This window comes from Streptomyces sp. NPDC058758 (assembly GCF_042746075.1).
Classification (GTDB): Bacteria; Actinomycetota; Actinomycetes; order Streptomycetales; family Streptomycetaceae; genus Streptomyces.
The window spans coordinates 301,267-327,065 of record NZ_JBHYPS010000005.1 but is presented as its reverse complement, the minus strand read 5'-3'; the positions used below and the strand labels follow the sequence as shown (position 1 = coordinate 327,065).

Sequence of the window (25,799 nt, the reverse complement as noted above, 5' to 3'; positions counted from 1 at the left end):
GTGGGCCTTGCCTTCGTCTTTGGTGTCGTTTGCCGTGGTGTTGGGGTGGGGTGGTCTCATGGGGGGGGGGGGGGGGCGGGCGCGCCCCCCCCCCCCCCGCGCCGAGGGGCTTACGCCTCCTCGTCGTTCACCCAGCTCATGAGCTTGCGGAGCTCCTTGCCGGTGGTCTCCAGGAGGTGCTTCTCGTCCTGGGTCTTGTACTCGTCGTACTTCTTCAGGCCGCCGTGGTACTCGTCCATCCAGTTCTTGGCGAAGGTGCCGTCCTGGATCTCGGTGAGGACCTTCTTCATCTCCGCCTTGGTGTCGGCGGTGATGACGCGCGGGCCGGTGATGTAGTCGCCCCACTCGGCGGTCTCGGAGACCGACCAGCGCATCTTCTCCAGGCCGCCCTCGTACATGAGGTCGACGATGAGCTTCAGCTCGTGGAGGCACTCGAAGTAGGCGATCTCCGGCTGGTAGCCAGCCTCGACCAGGGTCTCGAAACCGGCCTTGACCAGGGCGGAGGCGCCACCGCAGAGGACGGCCTGCTCGCCGAAGAGGTCGGTCTCGGTCTCCTCGGTGAAGGTGGTCTTGATGACGCCGGCGCGGGTGCCGCCGATCGCCTTGGCGTAGGAGAGGGCGAGCGCGAAGGCGTTGCCGGTGGCGTCCTGCTCGACGGCGGCGATCGCGGGGACGCCGCGGCCCTCCTCGTACTGGCGGCGGACCAGGTGGCCCGGGCCCTTCGGGGCGACCAGGGCGACGTCGACGCCGGCCGGGGGCTTGATGAAGCCGAAGCGGACGTTGAAGCCGTGGGCGAAGAACAGCGCGTCGCCGTCCTTCAGGTTCGGGGCGATGGACTCCTCGTAGACCTTGGCCTGGATCGGGTCCGGGATCAGGATCATGATGAGGTCGGCCTCGGCCGCCGCCTCGGCGGGGGTGACCACGCGCAGGCCCTGCTCCTCGGCCTTGGCCTTGGACTTCGAGCCCTCGTGCAGACCGACGCGGACGTCGACACCCGAGTCGCGGAGCGACAGCGCGTGGGCGTGGCCCTGGCTGCCGTAACCGATCACCGCGACCTTGCGGCCCTGGATGATCGAGAGGTCGGCGTCGGCGTCGTAGAACAGCTCGGCCACTGGAAATCTCCTTGAGGTGCTGGTGTTGCGTCCCACCGTACGGCGGGGAGCGGGAGGGAAGTTCTCGGGTCTCGTCAGTCGGACCGCCGGATGGACCGGCGGTCGACCCACGGTGACTCTCAGGCGCTGCGGTCGAGTGCCCGCAGGGACCGGTCCGTGATGGACCGGGCACCACGCCCTATGGCGATGGTGCCCGACTGGACGAGCTCCTTGATGCCGAACTGCTCCAGCATCTTGAGCATGGCGTCCAGCTTGTCGCTCGAACCGGTGGCCTCGATGGTGACGGCCTCGGGCGAGACGTCGACGGTCTTGGCGCGGAAGAGCTTGACGATCTCGACGATCTGGGAGCGGGTCTCGTTGTCGGCGCGGACCTTCACCAGGACGAGCTCGCGCTGGATCGCGGCGCTGGGCTCGAGTTCGACGATCTTCAGGACGTTGACCAGCTTGTTGAGCTGCTTGGTGACCTGTTCCAGGGGCAGCGACTCGACGTTGACCACGATGGTGATGCGGCTGATGTCGGGGTGCTCGGTGACGCCGACGGCGAGGGAGTCGATGTTGAAGCCGCGACGGGAGAACAGGGCGGCGATCCGGGCGAGGATGCCGGGCGTGTTCTCGACGAGGACGGAGAGCGTGTGCTTGGACATGGTGTGTGGGCCTCTTCCCTGTGGCTCGTCGCTGCTCAGTCGTCTTCGCCGTCGCCGAAGTCGGGGCGGACGCCCCGGGCGGCCATGACCTCGTCGTTGGAGGTGCCGGCGGCGACCATGGGCCAGACCTGGGCGTCCTCGTGGACGATGAAGTCGATGACGACCGGACGGTCGTTGATGGCGTTGGCCTCGGCGATGACCTTGTCGAGGTCGTCCGGGGACTCGCAGCGCAGGGCGACGCAGCCCATGGCCTCGGACAGCTTCACGAAGTCCGGGACGCGGGTGCCCTTGGCCTCCGGGTTGACGTCGTCCGGGCCGGAGTGCAGGACGGTGTTGGAGTAGCGCTGGTTGTAGAACAGGGTCTGCCACTGGCGGACCATCCCGAGGGCGCCGTTGTTGATGATGGCGACCTTGATCGGGATGTTGTTCAGGGCGCAGGTGGTGAGCTCCTGGTTGGTCATCTGGAAGCAGCCGTCGCCGTCGATGGCCCAGACCGTCCGGGCGGGCGCGCCGGCCTTGGCGCCCATGGCGGCCGGGACGGCGTAGCCCATGGTCCCCAGGCCGCCGGAGTTCAGCCAGGTGCCCGGCTTCTCGTAGTCGATGAAGTGGGCGGCCCACATCTGGTGCTGGCCGACGCCCGCGGTGAAGATCGTGTCGTCGGGGGCGAGCTGCCCGATGCGCTGGATGACCTGCTGCGGCGAGAGGCTGCCGTCCTCCGGCAGGTCGTAGCCGAGCGGGTAGGTCTCGCGCCAGCGGTTCAGGTCCGACCACCACGCGGAGTAGTCGCCCTGGTTGCCCTCGCTGTGCTCGGCCTGGACGGCCTGGACCAGGTCGGCGATGACCTCGCGGGCGTCCCCGACGATCGGGACGTCGGCGGCGCGGTTCTTGCCGATCTCGGCCGGGTCGATGTCCGCGTGGACGATCTTGGCGTACGGGGCGAAGCTGTCGAGCTTGCCGGTGACGCGGTCGTCGAAGCGGGCGCCGAGGGCGACGATCAGGTCGGCCTTCTGGAGCGCGGTGACGGCGGTGACGGCGCCGTGCATGCCGGGCATGCCGACGTGCAGCGGGTGGCTGTCGGGGAAGGCGCCGAGGGCCATCAGGGTGGTGGTGACGGGGGCGCCGGTGAGCTCGGCCAGGATCTTCAGCTCGGCCGTGGCACCCGACTTGATGACGCCGCCGCCGACGTAGAGGACCGGGCGCTTGGCGGCGGTGATGAGCTTCGCGGCCTCGCGGATCTGCTTGGCGTGCGGCTTGGTGACCGGGCGGTAGCCGGGCAGGTCGGTCTGCGGCGGCCAGGAGAAGGTGGTCTTCGCCTGCAGGGCGTCCTTGGAGATGTCGACCAGGACCGGGCCGGGGCGGCCGGTGGAGGCGATGTGGAAGGCCTCGGCGATGGTCTTGGCGATGTCCTCGGCCTTGGTGACCAGGAAGTTGTGCTTGGTGACCGGCATGGTGATGCCGACGATGTCCGCCTCCTGGAAGGCGTCGGTGCCGATCGCCTTGGAGGCGACCTGGCCGGTGATCGCGACCAGCGGGACCGAGTCCATGTGCGCGTCGGCGATCGGGGTGACCAGGTTGGTCGCGCCGGGACCGGAGGTCGCCATGCAGACGCCGACCTTGCCGGTGGCCTGGGCGTAGCCGGTGGCCGCGTGGCCGGCGCCCTGCTCGTGGCGGACCAGGATGTGGCGGACCCTCGTGCTGTCCATCATCGGGTCGTACGCGGGGAGGATGCAGCCACCCGGGATGCCGAAGACGGTGTCCGCACCCACCTCTTCGAGAGAGCGGATGAGGGACTGCGCGCCCGTGACGTGCTCGACGGTGGGGGCGGGCGTCGCGCCGCTGCGGGGCCGCGGCTGCGGATGGTGCCCGGTGGCCTGCTCGGTCATCAGCATCTCTTCTCGAAGCAGAGGGTTTTTTGCGGGGGTTTTACGGGGTTTCGCGTCGACGTCCGGGAGAACCGGTGCAACAAAAAACCCCTCGTGCCGGAAGGCAAGCGAGGGGAGCGCGTCGGTTGGTTCTCAGCCGGCCTTCAGGGGCCCGGCTTCAGCCGACGCGCTTTCCAAGTACGAGAATTCGGGTGCGCATGGCACTGACCCTCCCTCCCAGGCCGCACCACTGTCAAGTGGGTGGGACGCGCGTCTCATCATGTGAGCTGATCGGGGGACGGATTCCGCCGCGTCTCCCGGCCCGTCCCGGCCGGTACGGAGACGGCTCCGGGCAGCGGATAGGCGCCCCGCACGAGGGCCCGGCGGAGCCGGTACTCGTCGAGCGGGCCCGAGAAGGCCATGCCCTGCGCGTGCCGGCAGCCCATGGCCCGCAGGGCCAGCACCTGCTCGGGGACGTCGACGCCCTCGGCGACCGTCTGCATGCCCAGCTCCCCGGCGATGCGGAGCACACCGCTGGTGATCTTGCGGAGCCGGGCGGATTCGACCACGCCTTCCACGAGTGCCCTGTCCAGTTTCAGTATGTCGACCGGGAGGCGCCGCAGCGCGTGGACGGCGACGTGTCCGCTGCCGAAGCCGTCCAGGGCGATCCGCACGCCGAGCCGGCGCAGGGCGACCAGACGCTGCTCCAGCTCGTCCAGCGGGGTCCTGTGGTCGGTGTCGGCCAGTTCCAGGACGAGCGAGCCGGACGGCAGCCCGTGCCGGGCCAGCAGCGCCTCGACGGAGCCGAGGGGCATCGAGCGGTCGAGGAGGCGGCGGGCGGGGAGCCGGACCGAGACCGGGGTGTGGTGGCCGATGCCGGCCCGCTCGGCGGCCTGCTCGACGGCCTCCTCCAGGAGCCAGCGGCCCAGCTCGGCGGTGCGCTCGCCGTCGTCGGTGACCCGCAGGTACTCGGCGGGGGTGAAGAGGATGCCCTGGGCGGAGCGCCAGCGGGCCTGCGCGCTGACGGCGGAGACCCGGCCGGTGGCGAGGTCCACGACGGGCTGGTGGAGGAGCGCGAACTCGCCGTCGTGGAGCGCGCTGCGCAGCCGTGCGGCGAGTTCGGTGCGCCGGACCACCTCGGCCTGCATCTGGGGCACGTACAGCTCGACGCGGTCCTTGCCGCCGGCCTTGGCGCGGTACATGGCGAGGTCGGCGTTGCGCAGCAGGTCGCCGGCGCCGATGCCGGGCTCGGCGAAGGCGACGCCGATGGAGGCGGCGACCCGGACCTCGGTGCCGCCGTCGACGCGGTAGGGGCGGGAGAGGGTGAGCCGGAGCCGGTCGGCGATCTCCTGGACCTGGGCCTCGCGGGCGGCGCGGTCGCGCAGGCCGTCGCCGAGGATGAGGGCGGCGAACTCGTCGCCGCCGAGCCGGGCGGCGGTGTCCCCGGACCGCACGGCCTCCTGGAGGCGGCGGGCGGCCTGGACCAGGAGGTCGTCGCCGGCCTGGTGGCCGAGCCGGTCGTTGACCGCCTTGAAGCCGTCGAGGTCGATGAAGAGGACGGCGGTGCCGGGGTCGGAGGAGCGGCGGCCGCCGAGGGCCTGTCCGACCCGGCGGGTGAAGAGCGCGCGGTTGGGCAGGTCGGTGAGCGGGTCGTGCTCGGCGTTGTGCTGCAACTGGGCCTGGAGCCTGACCCGTTCGGTCACGTCGCGGCTGTTGAAGATCAGGCCGCCCTGGTGGCGGTTGACGGTGGACTCGACGTTGAGCCAGTGGCCGGCGCCGGAGCGGAAGCGGCACTCGATGCGGGTGGTGGGCTCCTCGGCGGGCGAGGCGGCGAGGAAGCGGCGCACCTCGTGGACGACGGCGCCGAGGTCCTCGGGGTGGATGAGCGAGGCCAGTTCGGAGCCGACCAGCTCCTCCGCGTCGCGGCCGTAGACCCCGGTGGCGGCGGGGCTGACGTACCGCAGGACGCCGCTGGGCGCGGCGATCATGATGACGTCGCTGGAGCTCTGCACGAGCGACCTGAAGTGGTTCTCCTTCTGGGCCAGTTCGTGGGTGAGGGCGATGTTGTCGATCAGCATGATGCCCTGGCGGACGACGAGCGCGAGGACGACGGCGCAGCCGGTCAGGACGACGACGCGGTCCACCCGGCGGCCCTCGACCACGTTGTACAGGATGCCGAGGGTGCAGACGGCGGCGGCGAGGTACGGGGTGAGGGCGGCGAGCGAGCCGGCGATGGGCCGGCTGGGCAGCCCCGGGCCGCGGGCCGCCGCGGGCTCCGGCGGGCGGTGGACGCCCCAGGGAGCGTAGGCGAGCAGCAGGGAGCCGGCGAACCAGCCGGCGTCGAGCAGCTGTCCCGAGACGTAGCTGGCGCGCAGCAGCGGCGAGGTGAAGAGGGCGTCGCAGAGCACGGTGAGGGCGAGCGCGGCGATGGCGGTGTTGACCGCCGAGCGGTTGGCCGGGGAGCGCCGGAAGTGGAGCGCGAGGACCATGCTGACGAGCACGATGTCGAGCAGCGGGTACGCGAGCGACAGCGCGGCCTGGGCCACGGACTCGCCCTGGAAGTGGGCGGTGTGGGCGAGGGCGAGGCTCCAGGAGAGGGTCAGCAGGGACCCGGCGATGAGCCAGGCGTCGAGCCCCAGGCAGACCCAGCCGGCCCGGGTGACGGGCTTCTTGGCGAGGACGAGGAGGCCGACGATGGCGGGCGGGGCGAAGAGTAAGAAGAAGAGGTCGGCGACGGAGGACTCGGGGACCTCCCGGCCGAGCACGACCTCGTACCAGCCCCAGACGGCGTTCCCCGCGCCCGCCATGAAGGAGGAGAAGGCGAACAGGAGCCAGGCGGGGCGGGTGCCGCCGCGCTCGGTCCGGGCGTAGAGGAAGCAGGAGACGGCGGCGGTGAAGGCGGCGGCGCTCAGCCCGAAGTCGCCCATGAACAGGGCGAGCCGGGGGGACCCCCAGCCGAGGGCGGCGCCGGTGGTGTAGCCGGCGCAGACGAGGCCGAGGGCGATCTGCGCGAGGAGCGAGCCGGCCCAGGAGGGGCGGTGGCCCGGCCCGGGGGCGGAGCGCCCCGGGCCGGGGAGGCCGGTCCCCGCCGGTGCGGGCCCGCGCCGCACGACCGCGGTCGCGCCGGTGCCGCTCACCGCGCCCTCCCGCTCCTCGCCGTGCCCGAAACCGCCGTCCTCGCCGTCCGCCGCGCCGAAGGCGTGGGGGCCGGGGGGAGCGGGCGGCGCGTCGGGGCCGGGGTGCGCGGGGGCCGGGAGGTGCGCGCCGGGGGCGTGGGCGCACGCCTCGGGGGCGGAGACGGCGGCGCGGGCCGGGCCGGGTGCGGCCGGGCCCCGCGCGGCGTGGCCGCGGTACGGGACGGCGCCGGCCGGCCGCGGCGTCCCCGCGCCGCAGTCGGGGCAGGGGTCCGGGACGCGGGGCAGGCCCGTGGCGCCGGTGTGCGGCGGCGCGCCGTCCAGGCACTCCGCGCGGTGGGGCGCGGCCTGGTCCGGCACCGACCGCGCGAGACCGGCAGCGAGGCGCGGGAGAGGCGTCGTCGGCGTCGCCGCCGCGCCGGTCCGTCGGTCCGTCGGCCGTGCTTCACCCGTCACCCCCCTCGGCATCTGATGTCCCGTCACTTCGCTCCCCGGCGTCAGCCCGTACACGACGCAGTCCCCCGATCCGGGACGATACACCAGGACCGTCACTCAGGGACAGGTTCGCAGTACTCTCCGTGACTGCCGGGGGGCTTGCGGGCGGCGCGCGGCGGGGGCGCGCACGGCCGGGCGGCCCCGGCGGCGGACCTCAGGTGGTGCGGAGGACGTTGGCGAGCTCCTCCCCCGCCGCGAACCGTCCGACCTGCGCCGCGATCAGCCGCTTCGCCCGCGGCATGAACGCCGAAGTGGAACCGCCGACGTGGGGGGTGAGCAGCACACCGGGAGCGTGCCACAGGGGGTGCCCGGCCGGCAGCGGTTCCGGGTCGGTCACATCGAGCGCCGCCGTGATCCGCCCGCTCTCGACCTCCTTGAGCAGGGCGTTCGTGTCGACCACCGGCCCCCGGGCGACGTTGACGAGCAGCGCCCCGTCCTTCATCCGGGCGAGGAACCCCGCGTCGGCCAGGTGCCGGGTGTCGGGCGTGAGCGGAGTGGAGAGCACCACCACGTCGGCCTCGGGCAGCAGGGCGGGCAGATCGGCCAGGGCGTGCACCGGACCGCGGACCGTGGTGCGCGCCGAGCGTGCGACGCGCGCCACCCGCGCGCACTCGAAGGGCGCGAGCCGGTCCTCGATCGCCGAGCCGATCGATCCGTACCCGACGATCAGGACGGACTTGTCGGCGAGCGCCGGGTAGAAGCCGTCCCGCCACTCCTCGGCGTCCTGGCCGCGCACGAAGCGCGGGATGCCGCGCAGGGAGGCCAGGATCAGGGCGAGCGCGAGTTCGGCGGTGCTGGCCTCGTGGACGCCCTTGGCGTTGCAGACCGAGACGCCGGGGCCGAGCGCGCCCAGGCCGGGCACGACGTGGTCGATGCCGGCCGAGAGGGTCTGGACGACGCGCAGCGAGGTCATCGCGGCGAGCGGCCGGACCGCGATCGCGGAGCCCTTCATGTACGGGACGACGTAGAAGCCGCAGTCGGCCGGATCGGCCGGGAAGTCGGCCCCGCCGTCCCAGAAGCGGTAGTTCAGCCCCGACGCGCCCGGGTCGGGCAGCCCGTCGATCTCGTCGGCGGGGATCGGAAGCCACACGTCGGCGGCGGTGGATGCGAGTGTCATGACGGGGAGGCTATGCGAAGAAACCCGCACGCCATTGGTTACTTTGGGGGGCGGCACAAGGAGGGGTAGCGGCACGTGGAGCGCAGGACTATCGGGGCGACGGCGCTCGACGTGGGGGCCATCGGCCTCGGTTGCATGCCGATGAACTGGGCCTACGGCCGCTCGGAGCAGCGGGGAGACCGCTCGCTGCGGGCCGTGCACGCGGCCCTCGACGCCGGGGTGAGCCTGCTCGACACGGCGGACATGTACGGGCCGTTCACCAATGAACTGCTGCTGGGGCGGGTGCTGAAGGAGCGCCGGGCGGACGTCTTCGTGTCGACGAAGTGCGGGCTGCTCGTCGGCGACGGGCACGTGGTCGCCAACGGCCGTCCGGAGTACGTCCGCCGGGCCTGCGACGCCTCCCTGCGGCGGCTCCAGACGGACGTCCTGGACCTGTACCTCCTCCATCGCGCGGACCCGGAGGTCCCGGTGGAGGAGACCTGGGGCGCGATGGCGGAGCTGGTGGCCGCGGGCAAGGTGCGGGCGCTCGGGCTGAGCGCCGTCGGGGTGCGGCGGACCCGGCGGTCGCGGACCGGCGACCTGTACGAGGGAACGATCCGTCAGCTGGGCCGGGTGCAGCAGGTGTTCCCGGTGGCGGCGGTGCAGGCCGAGCTGTCGGTGTGGGCGCCGGAGTCGCTGGCGCGGCTGCTGCCCTGGTGCGCGGCGCGCGGGATCGGGATGCTCGCGGCGATGCCGCTGGGCAGCGGTTTCCTGACCGGGACGCTGACGCCGGGCGGCGGCTTCGAGCCGGACGACCCGCGGGCCCGGCACCCCCGCTTCACGGCCGAGATGATGGCCGCGAACCAGCCGCTCGTGGCCGGGCTGCGGCGGGTGGCCGCGCGGCACGGCGACGGGGTGACCGCGGCGCAGGTGGCGCTGGCGTGGGTGCTGGCGCAGGGGCGGCACGTGGTGCCGGTGCCGGGGACGAAGCGGGAGCGGTGGGCGGTGGAGAACGCCGGGGCGGCGGGGCTGCGGCTCACCGAGGGCGACCTGGCGGAGCTCGCTGCGCTGCCGGCGGCGCGGGAGTCCTGGGACTAGCGCGGCCCCGGCCCGCGGTTTCGCCGGCGGTCCGGAGAAGTCGGCCGAGGCGGGACCGTGAGCGGGGCGGGCGGTGTATCAAGGGAGGGAGGGATGCCGCTCCTCTCTTCCCCCTCTCGTCGCCGTCGAAGGGACCGGATCATGAGCCGTCCTGCTGTGCTGAGGGCCGTGGGGGCCGTCGCCGCGCTGGTGTGCGCGGCGGGCTGTTCCCCGGGCGGTGACACCGGCGCCCGGAACACCTCCCCGCCGGGCTCGCCGCCGGCCGCCTCCTCCCCCGCCTCCGCGGCCCCGGCGGGCGAGGGGCGGGTGACGGTGGCCGGGACGCTCGCCGAGGGGCTGCGCTCGCCGTGGGGGCTCGCGGCGCTGCCGGGCGGCGACCTGCTGGTCTCCTCGCGGGACGACCGGACGGTGACCCGGGTGGACGGGCGGAGCGGGGCGAAGCGCTCCCTGGGCGAGGTCCCGGGCGTGGTGCCCGGCGGCGAGGGCGGGCTGATGGGCCTGGCCGTGCGCGAGGGGTGGGTGTACGCGTACCTGACCGCGGAGGCGGACAACCGGATCGTGCGGATGCGGTACGGCGGCGGGGCCGGCGACCGGCTGGGGACGCCGGAACCGGTGCTCACCGGCATCCCCAAGGGCACGGTCCACAACGGCGGGCGGATCGCCTTCGGGCCGGACGGGATGCTGTACGCGGGGACGGGCGAGACGGGCCGGACGGGGCTGGCGCAGGACCGGGCGTCGCTGGGCGGGAAGATCCTGCGGATGACCCCGGAGGGGAAGCCGGCCCCCGGCAACCCCTTCGCGGGCTCGGTGGTCTATTCGTACGGCCACCGGAACGTGCAGGGGCTCGCCTGGGACGACGGGGGGCGGCTGTGGGCGGCCGAGTTCGGGCAGAACACGTGGGACGAGCTGAACCTGGTCGAGCCGGGGCGGAACTACGGCTGGCCGGAGGCCGAGGGGAAGGCCGGGAGGGCCGGCTTCGTGGACCCGGTGGCGCAGTGGCCGACCTCGGAGGCCTCGCCGAGCGGGATCGCCTGGGCCCGGGGCGCGGTGTGGATGGCGGGGCTGCGGGGCGAGCGGCTGTGGCGGATCCCGCTGTCGGGGGCCGAGCGGTCCGGCGAGCCGGAGGCGTTCCTGGGCGGGGAGTACGGGCGGCTGCGGACGGTCCTCGCGGACGGGGCCGGACGGCTGTGGCTGGTGACGAGCGAGACCGACGGGCGGGGCACGCCGGAGCCGGGGGACGACCGGATCCTGCGGCTCGACGTGGGGTGACGGCCCGGCCCGGGACGCCGTACGGGCCGGGGCGGGGGCGCGAGGTCAGCGGACGGCGTCGAGGAGGTGGAGGCGGTGGGCCATCGCCGCGGCCTCGCCGCGGCCGGAGACGCCGAGCTTGGCGAGGATGTTGGAGACGTGGACGCTGGCCGTCTTCGGTGAGATGAACAGCTCCTCGGCGATCTGCCGGTTGGTGCGGCCGGCCGCGACCAGGCCCAGGACGTCCTGTTCGCGGGGGGTGAGGCCGAAGACGTCCGCCTCGGGTTCCGCCGCCGCCGGGGTGCCGGGTCCGGTGCCGTCGGCGAGGGCGACGCGGGCGCGGGCGGCGAGCAGTTCGGCGTCCTCCCGGAGCGGGCGGGCGCCGAGGGCGACGGCGGTGGCGTGGACCTGCCGGAGCAGGGCCGCGGCCTCCTCGCGCCGGCCGCCCTCGGCCAGGAGGGCGTCGGCGAGCCGGTGGCGGGCCCGGGCCAGCGGATAGGGCTGGTCGAGCGGGGTCCACGCGTCGACGGCCTCGGCCCAGCGGGCGGAGGTCTCCCGGCCCTCGGCGCGGGCCAGCTCCTCGGCGACGTGGACCGCGTGGGCGGCCCAGACCGGGGCGGGGGCGGCGAGGGCGCGGACGCAGCGGCGGACGACGGCCAGCGCCTCGGCGCGCCCCTCCTCGGCGGCGGGCAGGCCGCGGCTGTCGGCCTCGGCGGTGACGGCGGTGAGGACGAGGGGCCAGCCGTAGCGGTGGGTGCCGGGCGGGAAGCCGGCGTCGGCGGCGGCCGCGAGGCGGGCCCGGACGTCGGCGAGGCGGCCCTCTGCGGCGGCCGCGGCTGCGTCGATGCCGGCCAGCGGGAGGGTGTACTGCGGGATCGGGTCGCGGGTGCCGTAGACGGCGCGGGCCTCGTCGAGGTGGCGGAGGGCGGCGGCCGTCTCGCCGCGGGCGACGGCGATCTGGGCGAGCCGGAGGTGGGCGGAGCCGCGGGGCTTGGTGCTGGCGTGGGAGGAGAGGAGGCGTTCGGCCTCGGTCCTGGCCTCGTCCCAGCGGCCGAGGGAGTGGAGGGACTCGGCCTTGTTGCCGCGGATCCAGCCGGCGGACTCGACCAGGCCGCGGGTGCGGGCGAGTTCGAGGCCGGCGTCGGCGAGGGCGACGGCCTCGGCGGAGCGGCCGAGGGACTCCAGGGCGGAGGCGATGTTGATGTGGGCGCGGGCGGCCTCGTGGAACTGGCCGAGGGCGGTGGACCGCTCGCGGACCGCGTGCATCTCGGCGAGGCCCGCCTCGCGGTCGCCGGCGGCGACCATGATGGTGCCGAGGGTGAGGCGGGCGTTGAGTTCGGTCGCCTCGGCCTTGACCAGCCGGGCGTACTCGACGGCGCGTTCGGCGGCGACGAGGGCGTCGGGGCCCGGCTTGCGGAGCATGCCCCAGCCGGCGGCTCCGGCCAGGACGGTGGCGTGGACGGCGGACGGCGGCAGGCCCTTGACGAGCTCCTGGGCGCGGGAGATCTCGGCCCAGCCGTCGCCGCGGCCGAGGTTGGACTGGAGCTTGGCCCGCTCGGCCCAGAACCAGGCGGCCCGCAGGGGGTCGTGCTCGTCGTCGCCGTCGAGGAGGCGGAGCGCCGTCTTCCCGATCTTGAGGGCGCGTTCGCGTTCGCCGCAGAGGCGGGCGGCGACGGCGGCCTCGGCGAGCAGGTCGAGGTGGCGCAGCGGGGTGGTCTCCGGGTCGCAGCCGCAGGCCGGGTAGGACTCGGCGTAGTCGATGGGGCGCAGGCCGGCGCGGACCTCGGCGGGGGCCTCGTCCCAGAGTTCCATGGCCCGTTCGAGGAGGCGGAGCTGCTCGGCGTAGGCGTGGCGCTTGCGGGTGGCGACGGAGGCGTCGAGGACGGCGGGGAGGGCCTTGGCCGGGTCGTGGGCGTGGTACCAGTACGTGGCCAGCCGGGTGGCGCGCTCCTCGGGGCGGACGAGGCCGGGGTCGGCCTCCAGGGCCTCGGCGTAGCGGCGGTTGAGGCGGGAGCGCTCGCCGGGCAGCAGGTCGTCGCCGACGGCCTCGCGGACCAGGGAGTGGCGGAAGCGGTAGCCGTCGCCGTCGGGGACGGCGAGGAGGAGGTTGGCGCCGACGGCGGCGCGCAGGGCCTCGATGAGTTCGTCCTCGGTGAGGCGGGAGACGGCGGCGAGGAGTCCGTGCTCCACGGTGGAGCCGCCCTCGGCGATGATCCGGGCGACCCGCTGGGCGGGCTCGGGGAGGGCCTCGACGCGGACCAGGAGGAGGTCGCGGAGGGAGTCGCTGAGGGGCCCCGTGCCGTCGCCGCAGGAGCGGGAGGCGACGAGCTCCTCGACGAAGAAGGCGTTGCCGTCGGAGCGGTCGAAGATCTCCTCGACGAGGCCCGGGGCGGGTTCGGCGGCCAGGATGCCGGTGAGCTGGCGGCGCACCTCGGTGCGGGTGAAGCGGGCGAGCTCGATGCGGCGGATGGTGCGCATCCGGTCGAGTTCGGCGAGGAGGGGGCGCAGCGGGTGGCGGCGGTGGATGTCGTCGGCGCGGTAGGTGGCGACGACCACGATCCGGCCGCGGCGCAGGGTGCGCAGCAGGTAGGTGAGGAGGTGGCGGGTGGAGGTGTCGGCCCAGTGGAGGTCCTCGAGGACCAGGACGAGGGTGCGGTCGGCGGCGAGCCGTTCCAGCAGGCGGACGGCGAGTTCGAAGAGGCGGGCGGTGGCGTCCTCGTCGCCGGCGTCGGAGCCGCCGGGGTCGCCCAGCTCGGGGAGGAGGCGGGCGAGTTCGCCCTCGTGCCCGTCGGCGGCGGCGGCGAGCTCGTCGGGGAGGAGCCGGCGCAGGGTGCGCAGGGCGGCGGAGAAGGGGGCGAAGGGGAGTCCGTCGGCACCGAGCTCCACGCAGCCGCCGAGGGCGACGACGGCGCCGGCGTCGCGGGCCGCGTCGCGGAACTCCTCGACGAGCCGGGTCTTGCCGACGCCGGCCTCGCCGGCGACGAGCAGCGCCTGGGGCTCTCCCGCGGTCGCGCGGGAGAGCGCCTCGGTGAGGGCGGTGAGTTCGCCGGCGCGGCCGACGAAGACGGGGCTGACGGACCTGGTCTCCACGGCGCCGAGCATCGCACAGGCGCCCCGCGGGCCGCTCATACGGGGGTCACGCGACCGTGGCGTAGCGGTCCTTGCCGGTGCTCACCCGCCCCTCGGTCCCATGGCGGCCGCTCCGGCGGGCGGCCTTGGCGGCGCGGGCGGCCTCGCGGCCGAGGCGCTGGGCGGCGGCCTCGCGGACCAGCTCGGCGTGGGCGGTGCGGTGGAGTTCGTACGCGAACATGGGGTGCTCCCTGGCTGTGGTGTCGGTATCGCTCCTCGCGATGCCTCCACCTTCCCCGCCCAGCCGGTGCGGGGGCATCGGGCGAGTGCCGCATGTTCGGGACGCGGGGGGCCTTAGGGAGGGGCGGGGGATGCCTTAGGCGCCCCTCCGGGTGCCGTACGGGCGCGGTGTCCGGGTGCGGTACGGGCACGGCCGGTGCGGTGTCCGGGTGTCGTGCGGGCGCGGCCCGGGTGCCGTCCAGTGCCGCCGGGGTGCGGTTCAGAGCCGTACGGGTGCGGGCGCGGCCCGGGTGCCGTCCAGTGCCGCCGGGGTGCGGTTCAGAGCCGTACGGGTGCGGGCGCGGCCCGGGCGTCGTCCGGGTGCGGTCCGGGGGTGTTCAGGTGGTCCTGGCGGCGCGCCATTCGGGGGCGAGGACGGCCCAGATCTCGGTGTCGGTGCGGGTGCCGCGGTGGATGTAGTTCTCGCGGACGACGCCTTCCCTGGTCATGCCGAGGCGGCGGGCGACGGCGGTGCTGGCCGTGTTCGCGGTGGAGGCGTACCACTCGACGCGGTGGATCCCGCGCCGCTCGACGGCCCAGTCGATGATGATCCGGCAGGCGCGGGTGACCAGGCCCCGGCCTGCGGCGGAGGGCTCCAGCCAGCAGCCGACCTCGGCGTTGCCCGCGGCCACGTCCATGGTGCGGAACATGACGCCGCCGACGAGGGTGCCGTCGGTCCAGATGCCGTAGAGGCGTCCGGCGTCGTTCGCGGTCTTCTCCGCGTAGCCCTGGAGGAAGGCGCGGGCGGAGTCGAGGTCGTGGACGACGTCGGCGAGGCCGATGTGCGTGCCGACGTACTCCCGCCCCCGGTCCATGTGGGCGAGGAACTCCTCCGTCTGCCAGGGCTCCAGGGGCCGCAGCTCGGCCCCGTCGTCACCCAGCGGTATCGCGAACATCCTCGGTCTCCTCCGTGCTCGGTGCGGTCACGCGCTGCCCCGGGATCTTCGCACGGACGTCCGCGGCGACCCGGCTCTCCGGCGGCTCGATGCTGATCCGGGGCAGGATCCGGTCCAGGCTCCTGGGCAGCCACCAGTTGGCCCCGCCGAGCAGGTGCATGAGGGCGGGGACGAGGAGGGTGCGCAGGACGAAGGCGTCGAGGGCGACGGCGGCGGCGAGGGCGATGCCGAACATCGCGATGACCCGTTCGCCGGAGAGGACGAAGGCGAGGAAGACCGAGATCATGATGACCGCGGCGGAGTTGATCACCCGGCTGGTCTCGGCGAGGCCGACCCGGACGGCCCGCCGGTTGTCTCCGGTCTCCAGCCACTCCTCGTACATCCGGCTGACCAGGAAGACCTGGTAGTCCATCGAGAGGCCGAAGAGCACCGAGACCATGATCACGGGGAGGAAGGGCTCGATCGGGCCGGAGCTGCCGAGTCCGAGGAGTTCGGCGCCCCAGCCCCACTGGAAGATCGCGACGACGATGCCGAAGGCGGCGGCGACGGCGGCGACGTTCATGGCGGCGGCCTTGAGCGGGATGCCGACGGACCGGAAGGCGAGCAGCAGGAGCAGGCAGCCGAGGGCGACGACGACGCCGACGAAGAGCGGCAGCTTGCCGACGATGATCTCCGCGAAGTCGTCGTACGAGGCGGTGATGCCGCCGACGTGGACGTCCAGGGAGGTGCCGGTCTCCGCGGCCGGGATCACGTCGTGGCGGAGCCGGTCGACGAGTTCGCTGGTGGCCTTCGACTGCGGGGAGGAGTCGGGGACGACGGTGAGGAAGGCGGTGTCGCCGGAGCCGTTGTGGGTGACCGGCGAGACGGAGGCGACGCCCTTGGTGGCGGCGAGCGCCGCCGGCAGCTGGTCGAGGGCGACCCGGTCGTCGGCGCCGTCGAGGCCGGCGACGAGGGTGAGGGGGCCGTTGACGCCCGGCCCGAAGCCGTCGGCGAGGAGGTCGTAGGCCTGCCGGGTGGTGGCGGAGGCCGGGTTGTTGCCCTGGTCGGAGGTGCCGAGGTGGAGCGAGAGGGTGGGCAGCGCGAGGACGGCCATGACGACGGCGGCGACGGCCCCGAGGAGCTTGGGGTGGCGCTCGACGAAGGCGGACCAGCGGGCGGCGAAGCCGGTGGGCGGCTCGGGCTGCGGGCCGTGCTCGGCGAGGGCGCGCCGCTCGCGCCGGGACAGGGCCCGCATGCCGATCAGGGAGAGCAGCGCGGGCAGCAGGGTGACGGAGGCGGCGACGGTGAGGACGACGGTGAGGGAGGCGGCGAGGGCGACGCCGTTGAGGAAGCTCAGCCGGAGGATGAGCATGCCGAGGAGGGCGATGCAGACGGTCGCGCCGGCGAAGACGACGGCCCTGCCGGTGGTGGCGACGGCGGTCTCGGCGGCCTCGGCGACGCCCAGGCCGCGTTTCAGGCCCTTGCGGTGCCGGGTGACGATGAAGAGCGCGTAGTCGATGCCGACGCCGAGGCCGATGAGCATGCCGAGCATCGGGGCGAAGTCGGCGACCGTCATCACGCGCCCGAGGAGCACGATCCCGGAGTAGGCGATGCCGACGCTGACCAGGGCGGTGGCGATGGGCAGCAGGGAGGCGGCGAGCGAGCCGAAGGCGAGGAAGAGGACGACGGCGGCGACGGCCACGCCGACGGCCTCGGCGACGTGCCCGCCGGGCGCCTCGGTGAGGGCGACGGCGCTGCCGCCGAGCTCCACCCGGAGCCCGTCGGTCCCGGCGGCCTTCGCGGTGTCGACGAGGGCCCGCGCCTGGTCGACGGGGATGTCGTCGGCCTGTTCGCGGAAGGTCACGGTGGCGTAGGCGGTGCGCCCGTCCTCGCTGACCTGACCGGGCGCCGCGCCGGCCCCGTACGGGGAGGCGACGGCGGCGACGCCGGGCAGGGCGGAGACCTCCTCCAGCATTGGCCCGACCCGCTCGCGCACGGCGTCGGCGCGGACGCTGCCGCGCTCGGTGTGCCAGACGATGGTGTCGGTGTCGCCGCCGAGCCCCTGGAAGCCGCGGTCGAGGAGGGCGGTGGCGCGTCCCGACTCGGTGCCGGGCACCTCGTAGTCGTTGGAGTACGCGCTGCCGGCGAAGGCGGCGGCGCCGCCGACCCCGACGAGGGCGAGGACCCACAGGAGGACGGCGACGAGGCGGTGCCGGATGAACCACCGTGCGATGGCTGCCAAAGGACGTGCTCCCTGCCTGGATCGGTGCTCGCGGCCCACTGTCGCAGGGAAACGTGATCGTTTGCCCGTTTCGTGTCGATCCTCACAGCGCGCCCGGGGAAGCCTCCGGCACTGCGGCCCGCCGTTCGGACGCGGTGCGTGGGGACCCCGGCGGGGCGCCCTTCCCCGGGCGGACGGCTCCGCGTGCCCGCCCGCGGACGGTGCGCGACGGCGCCGGTCGCGCCCCTCCCGCCCGCGGGACGTGCCCGCCGCCCGGGGCGCCGGTCCCGGCCCGGGCCCCGCCGTCCGTCTCGGTTGACCCCGGATCCCCCCGAACGGCAAGCTGACCCCCTGTCATTCACTGTGCCTGGGGGGAATGTTGAGCAAGTCGGCACACCACATCGGGCCCGACTCCGCACCTGACCGCTACCGGCTGCTCCGCTCCATCGGGCGCGGCGGCGAGGCGGTGCTCTATCTCGCGGAGATCGAGCTGGCGGGCGGCACCGAGCCGGTCGTGGTCAAGGTCCTCGACTCGAAGACGACGATCACGCCGGAGATCTTCGAGCGGATCAGCCGCAAGTGGAACGAGCAGGCAGAGCTGCTGCGCTTCGTCAGCCGCCCCGGCGTCGTCGGCGTGCGCGAGCACTTCCAGGGCTCGCCCATCCACGCGCCCGGCGAGTCCGGCACCCTCACGGGCCGGGCCCTCGTCCTCGTCATGAACCACGTCGACGGCCTCGACCTGCGCGACTGGCGCGCCGAGCGGACGCTGGCCACCCCCGCCGAGCGGCGCGAGGTCATGCGGACGCTGGAGCAGCTCGCCGACGTCCTCGACTGGCTGCACTCCGGCAAGGCCACGCCGTCCGGCCGGACCGTCGTCCACGGCGACCTCTCGCCGGGCAACGTGATGGTCGACGAGCACGGCCAGGCCACCCTCGTCGACTTCGGCCTCAGCAAGCTGACCGCCGACCACCAGACCGCCGAGGTGTGGTTCACCCCCGGCTACGCGGCGCCGGAGATCTTCGAGGGCAAGCGGACCCCGGCCACCGACCGGTACGCCTTCGGGGCCATCGCCTACTTCCTGCTGAGCGGCCAGTCCCCGCCGGCCTCGCCCGAGCAGCTGGCGGCGGCCCTCGGCGCCCTGCCGCAGATCGCCGCGCTCCCCGAGGAGCAGCGCCGGAAGGTGCTGGCGATCGCGGCGTCCGACGCCGACAGGCGCCCGCTGCTGCTCTCCTCGTGGGTCAAGGAGGTCCGGCACGGGGTGGTGTCCACCACGACCACCTCCCGGCCCGCGACCCCGCAGGACGCGATTCCGCCCCGCCCGGACGGCGCCCCCGCCGTGCCGCCGCCGCTGCCCGCGGCGCCGCCCGTGACGCCCCCGGCGAAGCCGGCCGAAGCGCCGTCCGCCGCGCCCTGGGACGCCGGGCCGCAGGACGCCGGCCCGCAGGACGCCGTGCCCCGGCCCCAGGCGGCGCCGACGCTCCCGCCGGCCCAGCCGCCGGTTCCCGCGCCGACTCCGACTCCGACGCCCGTTCCGGCGGAGCGGTCCGCGCCCGCTCCCGCCCCGGCCCCGCAGTCCGCCGCCGGCGCTCCCCCGGCCGGCTTCGGGGCGCCCGCCCCGGTGCCGCCGGCCCCCGGCCCGTACGACGCCGGCCAGGGTCCGTACGGGCCGCCGACCGCCGGGACGCCGGCGTACGGCGGGCCGGGCTACGGCGGCCAGGGCTACGGGCCGCCCACGGCCGGGATGCCCACCGTCGGGGGGCCCGGCGGGCCGGCCGGGCCCCGGCAGCGGTCGCCGGAGCCGCGCAAGCGCCGCAAGGGGCCGCTGATCGGCGCCGTCGCCGGTGTCCTCCTGATCGCCGTCCTCGCGGTGGTCGGGGTCCGGCTGCTCGCCGACCGCGACGCGAAGGACTCCAAGAACGACCGGGCCGGCGGCTCCACCACGTCGGCGTCGGCGACCACCGAGGCGCCCACCGGCGAACCGGCCGCCGAGCCGACCACGGACGCCCCCACGGAGGAGCCGACCAGCGAGGCCCCGGCGGAGGAGCCCGGCGAGAGCGGCAGCCCGTCGCTCGACCCCGGCTCGGTGCCCGACAGCAAGCAGGCGGACCTGACCAGCCTCACCCCGATCGACACCCTCGACGGGTTCACGGTGACCTCCTCCGCCACGCTCAACGCCAAGGACTACGGCTCCGCCTTCGTGGCCGGCTGCTCCAACGAGTCGTACATGGAGTTCAACCTCGGCCGGGCGTGGGAGACGCTGGAGTTCACCGCGGGCATCGACGACGACTCCCCGACCGAGGAGGCGCGGATCTCCATCTCCGTGGACGACCAGCCCGCCCCCTTCGCGCAGGCGGTGTCGCTCGGCAAGCCGGTCTTCAAGAGCATGTCGGTCAAGGGCGCCCTGCGGCTGCGGATCCGCGTCGAGGACACGTGCAGCTACTCGCAGGAGGCGCTCGTGGTCATCGCCGCCCCGGTGCTCAAGCGGTAGCCCGTACGACGCGGGAGCGGCCCCGCACCGGATCTCCGGTGCGGGGCCGCTCCCGTCCCCCTCGGGGACTCCCGTACGTGACCGGGGTCAGCCCTCGCTGACGCCCAGCTTCTCCAGGATCAGGTCCTTGACCTTCGCCGCGTCGGCCTGGCCACGGGTGGCCTTCATGACCGCGCCGACCAGCGCGCCGACCGCCGCGACCTTGCCGCCGCGGATCTTGTCGGCGATCGCCGCGTTGCCCGCGATGGCCTCGTCGACGGCCGCGCCGAGCGCGCCGTCGTCGGAGACGACCTTCAGACCGCGCTTCTCGACGACCTCGTCCGGGGTGCCCTCGCCGGCGAGGACGCCCTCGATGACCTGGCGGGCCAGCTTGTCGTTGAGGTCGCCGCCGGCCACCAGGGCCGAGACCCGGGCCACGTCCGCCGGGGTGATGGGCAGCTCCTCCAGGGAGACGCCCTTCTCGTTGGCGTTGCGGGCCAGCTCGCCCATCCACCACTTGCGGGCCGAGGCCGCGTCCGCGCCCGCCTCGATCGTGGCGACGATCGGGTCGACGGCGCCGGCGTTGAGGATGGACTGCATCTCCTGCTCGGAGACGCCCCACTCCTCGCGCAGCCGGTTGCGGCGCACGCGCGGCAGCTCGGGCAGGCCCCGGCGCAGCTCCTCGACCCACTCGCGGGACGGGGCGACCGGGACCAGGTCCGGCTCGGGGAAGTAGCGGTAGTCCTCGGCGTTGTCCTTGATGCGGCCCGAGGTGGTGGAGCCGTCGTCCTCGTGGAAGTGACGGGTCTCCTGCACGATCGTGCCGCCGGACTCCAGGACCGCCGCGTGGCGCTGGATCTCGAAGCGCGCCGCCCGCTCCACGGAGCGGAGCGAGTTCACGTTCTTCGTCTCCGAGCGGGTGCCGAAGGCCGTGGTGCCGTTCGGGCGCAGCGACAGGTTCACGTCGCAGCGCATCTGGCCCTTGTCCATGCGCGCCTCGGAGACGCCCAGGGCGCGGATCAGCTCGCGCAGCTCCGCCACGTACGCCTTGGCGACCTCGGGGGCCCGCGCGCCCGCGCCCTCGATCGGCTTGGTGACGATCTCGATCAGCGGGATGCCGGCCCGGTTGTAGTCGAGCAGCGAGTGCGAGGCGCCGTGGATGCGGCCGGTCGCGCCACCGATGTGGGTGGACTTGCCGGTGTCCTCCTCCATGTGGGCGCGCTCGATCTCCACGCGGAAGACCTCGCCGTCCTCCAGCTGGACGTCCAGGTAGCCGTTGAAGGCGATCGGCTCGTCGTACTGGGAGGTCTGGAAGTTCTTCGGCATGTCCGGATAGAAGTAGTTCTTCCGGGCGAAGCGGCACCACTCGGCGATCTCGCAGTGCAGCGCGAGGCCGATCTTGATGGCGGACTCGACGCCGATCTCGTTCACGACCGGCAGGGCGCCGGGCAGGCCGAGGCAGGTGGGGCAGGTCTGCGCGTTGGGCTCGGCGCCCAGCTCGGTCGAGCAGCCGCAGAACATCTTGGTCTTCGTGCCGAGCTCGACATGGACCTCCAGGCCCATGACGGGGTCGTACGAGGCCAGTGCCGCCTCGTACGACAGCAGTTCAGTGACAGTCACGGTGGAACTTTCCCTCTCAGCCCAGCAGGACGTCGTCGTCGCCGAGGCGCTTCAGCTCGCGGTACAGGATCGCGAGGCCGGTGACGATGGCGGCGGCGGAGACCACGGCGTCGACCAGCTTCAGCGTGTCGTGCTCGGTGCGGGCCTTCTTGATCTGCTTCGTCACGGTCACCGCGCCGAAGGCGGTGGTGGCCATGGACAGGTACGTGCCGGTCCTGGACTTCTTGAAGCCCTTGGCCTTCTGCAGTGCACTGGTACTCACAGCGACGGAGCCTCCTCGATCAGCGGGTGGCCCCACTTTTCCACGAAGGCGGCCTCGACGGCGGCACCGACCTTGTAGAGCCGGTCGTCCTGCATGGCGGGGGCGATGATCTGCAGCCCGACCGGGAGGCCGTCCTCCGGCGCCAGGCCGCAGGGCAGCGACATGGCGGCGTTTCCGGCCAGGTTGGTCGGGATGGTGCACAGGTCCGCGAGGTACATCGCCATCGGGTCGTCGGCGCGCTCGCCGATCGGGAAGGCGGTGGTCGGCGTCGTCGGGGAGACGATCACGTCGACCTGCTCGAAGGCCTTCTCGAACTCGCGGGTGATGAGGGTGCGGACCTTCTGGGCCGAGCCGAACCACGCGTCGTAGTAGCCGGAGCTGAGCGCGTAGGTGCCGAGGATGATGCGGCGCTTCACCTCGGGGCCGAAGCCGGCCTCGCGGGTCAGGGCGGTGACGTCCTCGGCGGAGCGGGTGCCGTCGTCGCCGGCGCGCAGGCCGTACCGCAGGCCGTCGAAGCGGGCCAGGTTGGACGAGCACTCGGACGGCGCGATCAGGTAGTACGCCGAGAGGGCCAGGTCGAAGGTCGGGCAGTCCAGCTCGACGACCTCGGCGCCCAGCTCCTTCAGCAGCTCGACGGACTCGTCGAAGCGCTGCATGACGCCGGCCTGGTAGCCCTCGCCGCGGAACTGCTTGACGACGCCGACGCGCATCCCGGCCACCGAGCCGTTGCGCGCGGCCTCGACCACGGGCGGGACCGGCAGGTCGATCGAGGTGGAGTCGAGCGGGTCGTGGCCGGCGATCGCCTCGTGCAGCAGGGCCGCGTCCAGGACCGTGCGGGCGCAGGGGCCGCCCTGGTCGAGGGAGGAGGAGAAGGCCACCATGCCGTAGCGGGAGACCGAGCCGTAGGTCGGCTTGACGCCGACGGTGCCGGTGACGGCGGCGGGCTGGCGGATGGAGCCGCCGGTGTCCGTGCCGATGGCCAGCGGGGCCTGGAAGGCGGCGAGGGCGGCCGAGGAGCCGCCGCCGGAGCCGCCGGGGATCCGGGTGAGGTCCCAGGGGTTGCCGGTCGGGCCGTAGGCGCTGTTCTCGGTGGAGGAGCCCATGGCGAACTCGTCCATGTTGGTCTTGCCGAGGATGACGACGTCGGCGGCCTTGAGGCGCTTGACCAGCGTGGCGTCGTACGGCGGGATCCAGCCCTCCAGCATCTTCGAGCCGACCGTGGTGGGGATGCCCCGGGTCGTGAAGATGTCCTTGAGGGCGAGCGGGACGCCGGCCAGTGGGCCGAGCTCCTCGCCGCGGGCGCGCTTCTCGTCGACGGCGCGGGCCTGCGCGAGCGCGCCCTCCCGGTCGACGTACAGGAAGGCGTGGACCTTCTCGTCGACGGCGTCGATGCGGGCCAGGTGGGCCTCGGTGACCTCGACCGCGGTCAGCTCGCCGGAAGCGATCTTCGCGGCGGTCTCGGCGGCGGTGAGCTTGATGATGTCCGTCATGGTCAGTCCTCCCCCAGGATCTGCGGCACCTTGAAACGCTGCTGTTCCTGGGCGGGGGCGCCGGAGAGCGCCTGCGCGGGGGTGAGCGAAGGACGGACCTCGTCCGCGCGCATGACGTTCGTCAGCGGCAGCGGGTGGGAGGTCGGCGGGACGTCCTGCTCGGCGACCTCGGAGACGCGGGCGACCGCGCCGATGATGTCGTCGAGCTGACCGGCGAAGTGGTCGAGTTCCTCTTCGGCGAGTTCCAGACGCGCCAGCCGAGCGAGGTGTGCGACCTCCTCGCGCGTGATGCCAGGCATGCAGCGATCCTCTGGGGTGAGTCTGATGATGTGGGGCCAATCCTATGGGGCCCGTACCGCTGCCCGTGAAACGGTCGGCCCGGAGAAGTCCCCGAGCGGACCCGGAGGGGTCCGCTCGGACGCTCTTCCGGCCGGTCCCCCCGCCGCTCTGCCTCCCGGTCCTCCGGCCGTCCGCCGGGTCACTGCACGACGTGTCCGGGGGCCGGGCCGAGCTCGATCACGGGGGCCGTGTCGACCGCCCGGCGCCAGCCGTGCTCGCCGCGGGCGCGCAGCCAGGCGGTCGTCTCGGCCGGCGGCATGGCGGCGGAGACCAGCCAGCCCTGCACGGCGTCGCAGCCCAGGTCGCGCAGCCGCTCCCAGGTCTCGTCGTCCTCGACGCCCTCGGCGACGACGAGGAGGCCGAGGGAGTGGGCCAGGTCCACGGTGCAGCGGACGATCTCGGCGTCCTCGGTGTCGACGGCGAGCCGGGCGACGAAGGAGCGGTCGATCTTCAGTTCGCTGACCGGGAGCCGGCGCAGGTGGACGAGGGAGGAGTAGCCGGTGCCGAAGTCGTCCAGGGACATCTTGACGCCGTGGCCGGTGAGGCCGTTGAGGGTGTCGGCGGCGCGCTGGGGGTCCTCCAGGAGGACGTGCTCCGTTATCTCCAGCTGGAGGGAGCCGGCCGGGACGCCGTGGCGGGCGAGCCGGGCGGCGACGGCGCCGGCGAAGCCGGGGGTGTGGACGTCGCGCGGCGAGACGTTGACGGCGACGGGCACCTCCAGGCCCTGGGCGCGCCAGCGGGCGACCTGGGCGAGGGCGGTCTCCAGGACGTACTCGGTGAGGTGCGGCATCAGGCCGGAGGACTCGGCGATGGCGATGAACTCGTCCGGTGGAACCTTTCCGCGCTCGGGGTGGACCCAGCGGACGAGGGCTTCGAGGCCGGCCACCTGGCCGTCGAAGCGGACCTTCGGCTGGTAGTGGAGCTCGACCTCGCCGGCGTCGAGCGCGCGGCGCAGGTCGCCGAGGAGACCGAGGCGGTCGGGGGTGTTGGAGTCGCGCTTGGACTCGTACACCTCGACGCCGGTGCGGTCGCGCTTGGCCTGGTACATGGCGACGTCGGCGCGGCGCAGCAGGCCCTCGGCGTCGCCGGCGTGGTCGGGGTAGACGGCGACGCCGGCGCTGGCCTCCAGGACGAGGGTGAGCCCGTCGAGGTCGAGCGGGGAGGAGAGCTCGGCGACGAGGTGGCGGGCGACCCGCTGGGCGCTGGTGGTGGAGTCGGCGACGGGCAGCAGGACGGCGAACTCGTCGCCGCCGAGCCGGGCGGCCTCGGCCCCGCGGGGCAGGGCGAGGCGGAGCCGTTCGGCGATCTGGAGGAGGAGCCGGTCGCCGGCGAGGTGGCCGAGGGTGTCGTTGACGGAGCGGAAGCGGTCCAGGTCGATGAGGACGAGGGCGGAGCGGGTCTGCTCGCCCTCGGCGTCCTCCAGGGCGGTCCAGGTGCGCTCGAGCAGCCACTGGCGGTTGGGCAGGCCGGTGAGCGGGTCGCGGAGCTGTTCCTCGGCGCGGGCCCGGGCGATCCAGAGGGTGGAGTCGAGGGCGATCAGCGGGATCGCGAAGAGCGGCAGGAGGACCGGGAAGGCGGCGGCGACGACGCAGATCAGCGGGGCGATGCCGAGCAGGGCGACGGCGACGAGCCCCTGCCGGAGCAGGGCGGTGCGGGCGACGGTGGGCAGGCCGCGGCCGGGCGGGGCGAGCGTGTACCACAGCAGCAGGCGGGTCGCGAGCAGGTAGGCGCCGGCGGCGAGCACGATCTCGGGGACATCGCCGATCGTCCAGTCGAGCGGGTGCCAGGGGGTGTCCACGCCGGGGACGTCGCCGAAGAGGGCGAGGACGAGGGCGGCGGCGCCGACGCCGAGGATGTCGGCCGCGCCGTGCAGCAGGCCCTGTCGCCAGCGGTGCCGGCGGGCGGCGCTGACGAGGACGACGACGGTGAGCGAGACGAGTCCGGCGGGGACCCAGCCGTACAGGAGGAGGACGGCGAGGGTGAGGGCGGCGCCGGAGCCGGTGCCGCCCCACCAGCGCTCGCGGCCGAGCGCGACGAGGTGGCCGACGATGAGGCCGGTGAGGAGGGCGAAGGACCAGCCGGCGACCCCGCCGGGGAAGAGCGGGTGGCCCGTGCTCAGGGCCCGCTGGAGCCCGGTGACGAGCACGGCGGCGGCGGTGCCCACCACGGCGGCGGGCAGGCCGGTGAAGCCCGTGGGGAGCACCCGGCCGCGCGGCCGTGGCACCGGGGCGGCACTCTCGGTCGGTTCCATTCCCGTCCCTCTCGCAGGCGGCGGCGCCGTCGCTGTCCGATGGGCCGCGGCGAGGCGGCCGTGGTGGCGTCCGGCCGCCGGTCGTACGCCCCGCCGCTCGGGGGCGGGGCGCATGGCACGCGGCCGTCCGTCCTGGCGCACGGCCGCGCAGCACCCTCGCGCGGCGGTGCGGGACGAGACGCACGGTCACCACACTAGGCCGCCGAGGGCGCCGAGGGGCAGCGCTCTCCCTCTCTT

At 74.2% G+C, this 25,799-nt stretch carries 16 protein-coding genes and 1 pseudogene; 3 read left to right on the top strand and 14 right to left on the bottom strand.

Annotated features, from left to right (window positions below; translation table 11 throughout):
- Positions 1-110: 110 nt before the first annotated feature.
- From ilvC to ACFW6A_RS09675, 5 genes and pseudogenes are all read right to left on the bottom strand, one after another.
- Complete coding sequence (gene ilvC / locus ACFW6A_RS09695) at positions 111-1,112, bottom strand: ketol-acid reductoisomerase (protein WP_169086556.1); 1,002 nt, start codon at positions 1,110-1,112, stop codon at positions 111-113.
- A gap of 119 nt (positions 1,113-1,231) precedes the next feature.
- Positions 1,232-1,756 (bottom strand): acetolactate synthase small subunit, encoded by a 525-nt coding sequence (gene ilvN, locus ACFW6A_RS09690; RefSeq protein ID WP_043219928.1) that lies wholly within the window; start codon positions 1,754-1,756, stop codon positions 1,232-1,234.
- A gap of 35 nt (positions 1,757-1,791) precedes the next feature.
- Positions 1,792-3,645 (bottom strand): acetolactate synthase large subunit, encoded by a 1,854-nt coding sequence (locus ACFW6A_RS09685; RefSeq protein ID WP_351852237.1) that lies wholly within the window; start codon positions 3,643-3,645, stop codon positions 1,792-1,794.
- Positions 3,646-3,871: 226 nt separating this feature from the next.
- A pseudogene (locus ACFW6A_RS09680) lies at positions 3,872-6,728 on the bottom strand (putative bifunctional diguanylate cyclase/phosphodiesterase).
- Between the two features lie 673 nt (positions 6,729-7,401).
- The gene (locus ACFW6A_RS09675; protein ID WP_386484262.1) at positions 7,402-8,364 is read right to left on the bottom strand and encodes a 2-hydroxyacid dehydrogenase; all 963 of its coding nucleotides are present in this window, start codon (positions 8,362-8,364) and stop codon (positions 7,402-7,404) included.
- A gap of 75 nt (positions 8,365-8,439) precedes the next feature.
- Here ACFW6A_RS09675 and ACFW6A_RS09670 point away from each other — a divergent pair, with 75 nt between their 5' ends.
- Positions 8,440-9,441 (top strand): aldo/keto reductase, encoded by a 1,002-nt coding sequence (locus ACFW6A_RS09670; RefSeq protein WP_351852233.1) that lies wholly within the window; start codon positions 8,440-8,442, stop codon positions 9,439-9,441.
- Between the two features lie 141 nt (positions 9,442-9,582).
- Complete coding sequence (locus ACFW6A_RS09665; RefSeq protein WP_386484264.1) at positions 9,583-10,710, top strand: PQQ-dependent sugar dehydrogenase; 1,128 nt, start codon at positions 9,583-9,585, stop codon at positions 10,708-10,710.
- A 45-nt stretch (positions 10,711-10,755) separates the two neighbouring features.
- On the opposite strand, the gene ACFW6A_RS09660 is transcribed toward ACFW6A_RS09665, so the two are convergent.
- The 4 genes from ACFW6A_RS09660 to ACFW6A_RS09645 form a co-directional block, all read right to left on the bottom strand.
- Positions 10,756-13,791: an AAA family ATPase gene (locus ACFW6A_RS09660; RefSeq protein WP_386639689.1), complete on the bottom strand. Its 3,036-nt coding sequence runs from the start codon at positions 13,789-13,791 to the stop codon at positions 10,756-10,758.
- A gap of 34 nt (positions 13,792-13,825) precedes the next feature.
- On the bottom strand, positions 13,826-13,999 hold the full coding sequence (locus ACFW6A_RS09655; RefSeq protein ID WP_351852228.1) for a hypothetical protein: 174 nt from the start codon (positions 13,997-13,999) through the stop codon (positions 13,826-13,828).
- 376 nt (positions 14,000-14,375) lie between these two features.
- Positions 14,376-14,933, bottom strand: a complete 558-nt coding sequence (locus tag ACFW6A_RS09650) for a GNAT family N-acetyltransferase (protein WP_386639657.1) — start codon at positions 14,931-14,933, stop codon at positions 14,376-14,378.
- Positions 14,911-17,154 carry an MMPL family transporter gene (locus tag ACFW6A_RS09645; protein WP_386639654.1) on the bottom strand — a complete coding sequence of 748 codons (2,244 nt, stop codon included), beginning with the start codon at positions 17,152-17,154 and terminating at the stop codon, positions 14,911-14,913. Before ACFW6A_RS09645 ends, ACFW6A_RS09650 begins: the two co-directional genes overlap by 23 nt.
- Positions 17,155-17,509: 355 nt before the next feature.
- Between ACFW6A_RS09645 and ACFW6A_RS09640 the strand changes: the two genes are divergently transcribed.
- On the top strand, positions 17,510-19,621 hold the full coding sequence (locus ACFW6A_RS09640; protein WP_386639651.1) for a protein kinase: 2,112 nt from the start codon (positions 17,510-17,512) through the stop codon (positions 19,619-19,621).
- A gap of 87 nt (positions 19,622-19,708) precedes the next feature.
- Here the strand turns inward: ACFW6A_RS09640 and gatB are convergent, their stop codons facing one another.
- The 5 genes from gatB to ACFW6A_RS09615 form a co-directional block, all read right to left on the bottom strand.
- Positions 19,709-21,220 (bottom strand): Asp-tRNA(Asn)/Glu-tRNA(Gln) amidotransferase subunit GatB, encoded by a 1,512-nt coding sequence (gatB, locus tag ACFW6A_RS09635; protein WP_351850946.1) that lies wholly within the window; start codon positions 21,218-21,220, stop codon positions 19,709-19,711.
- Between the two features lie 16 nt (positions 21,221-21,236).
- The gene (locus tag ACFW6A_RS09630; RefSeq protein ID WP_351850944.1) at positions 21,237-21,482 is read right to left on the bottom strand and encodes a hypothetical protein; all 246 of its coding nucleotides are present in this window, start codon (positions 21,480-21,482) and stop codon (positions 21,237-21,239) included.
- A complete protein-coding gene (gene gatA / locus ACFW6A_RS09625; protein ID WP_351850941.1) occupies positions 21,479-22,972 on the bottom strand; it encodes an Asp-tRNA(Asn)/Glu-tRNA(Gln) amidotransferase subunit GatA in 1,494 nt (497 codons plus the stop codon). Before gatA ends, ACFW6A_RS09630 begins: the two co-directional genes overlap by 4 nt.
- A 2-nt stretch (positions 22,973-22,974) precedes the next feature.
- Positions 22,975-23,271, bottom strand: coding sequence for an Asp-tRNA(Asn)/Glu-tRNA(Gln) amidotransferase subunit GatC (gene gatC / locus ACFW6A_RS09620; RefSeq protein ID WP_030750846.1), 297 nt, complete (start codon positions 23,269-23,271; stop codon positions 22,975-22,977).
- Between the two features lie 179 nt (positions 23,272-23,450).
- Positions 23,451-25,562, bottom strand: coding sequence for a bifunctional diguanylate cyclase/phosphodiesterase (locus ACFW6A_RS09615; RefSeq protein ID WP_351850939.1), 2,112 nt, complete (start codon positions 25,560-25,562; stop codon positions 23,451-23,453).
- Positions 25,563-25,799: the final 237 nt, after the last annotated feature.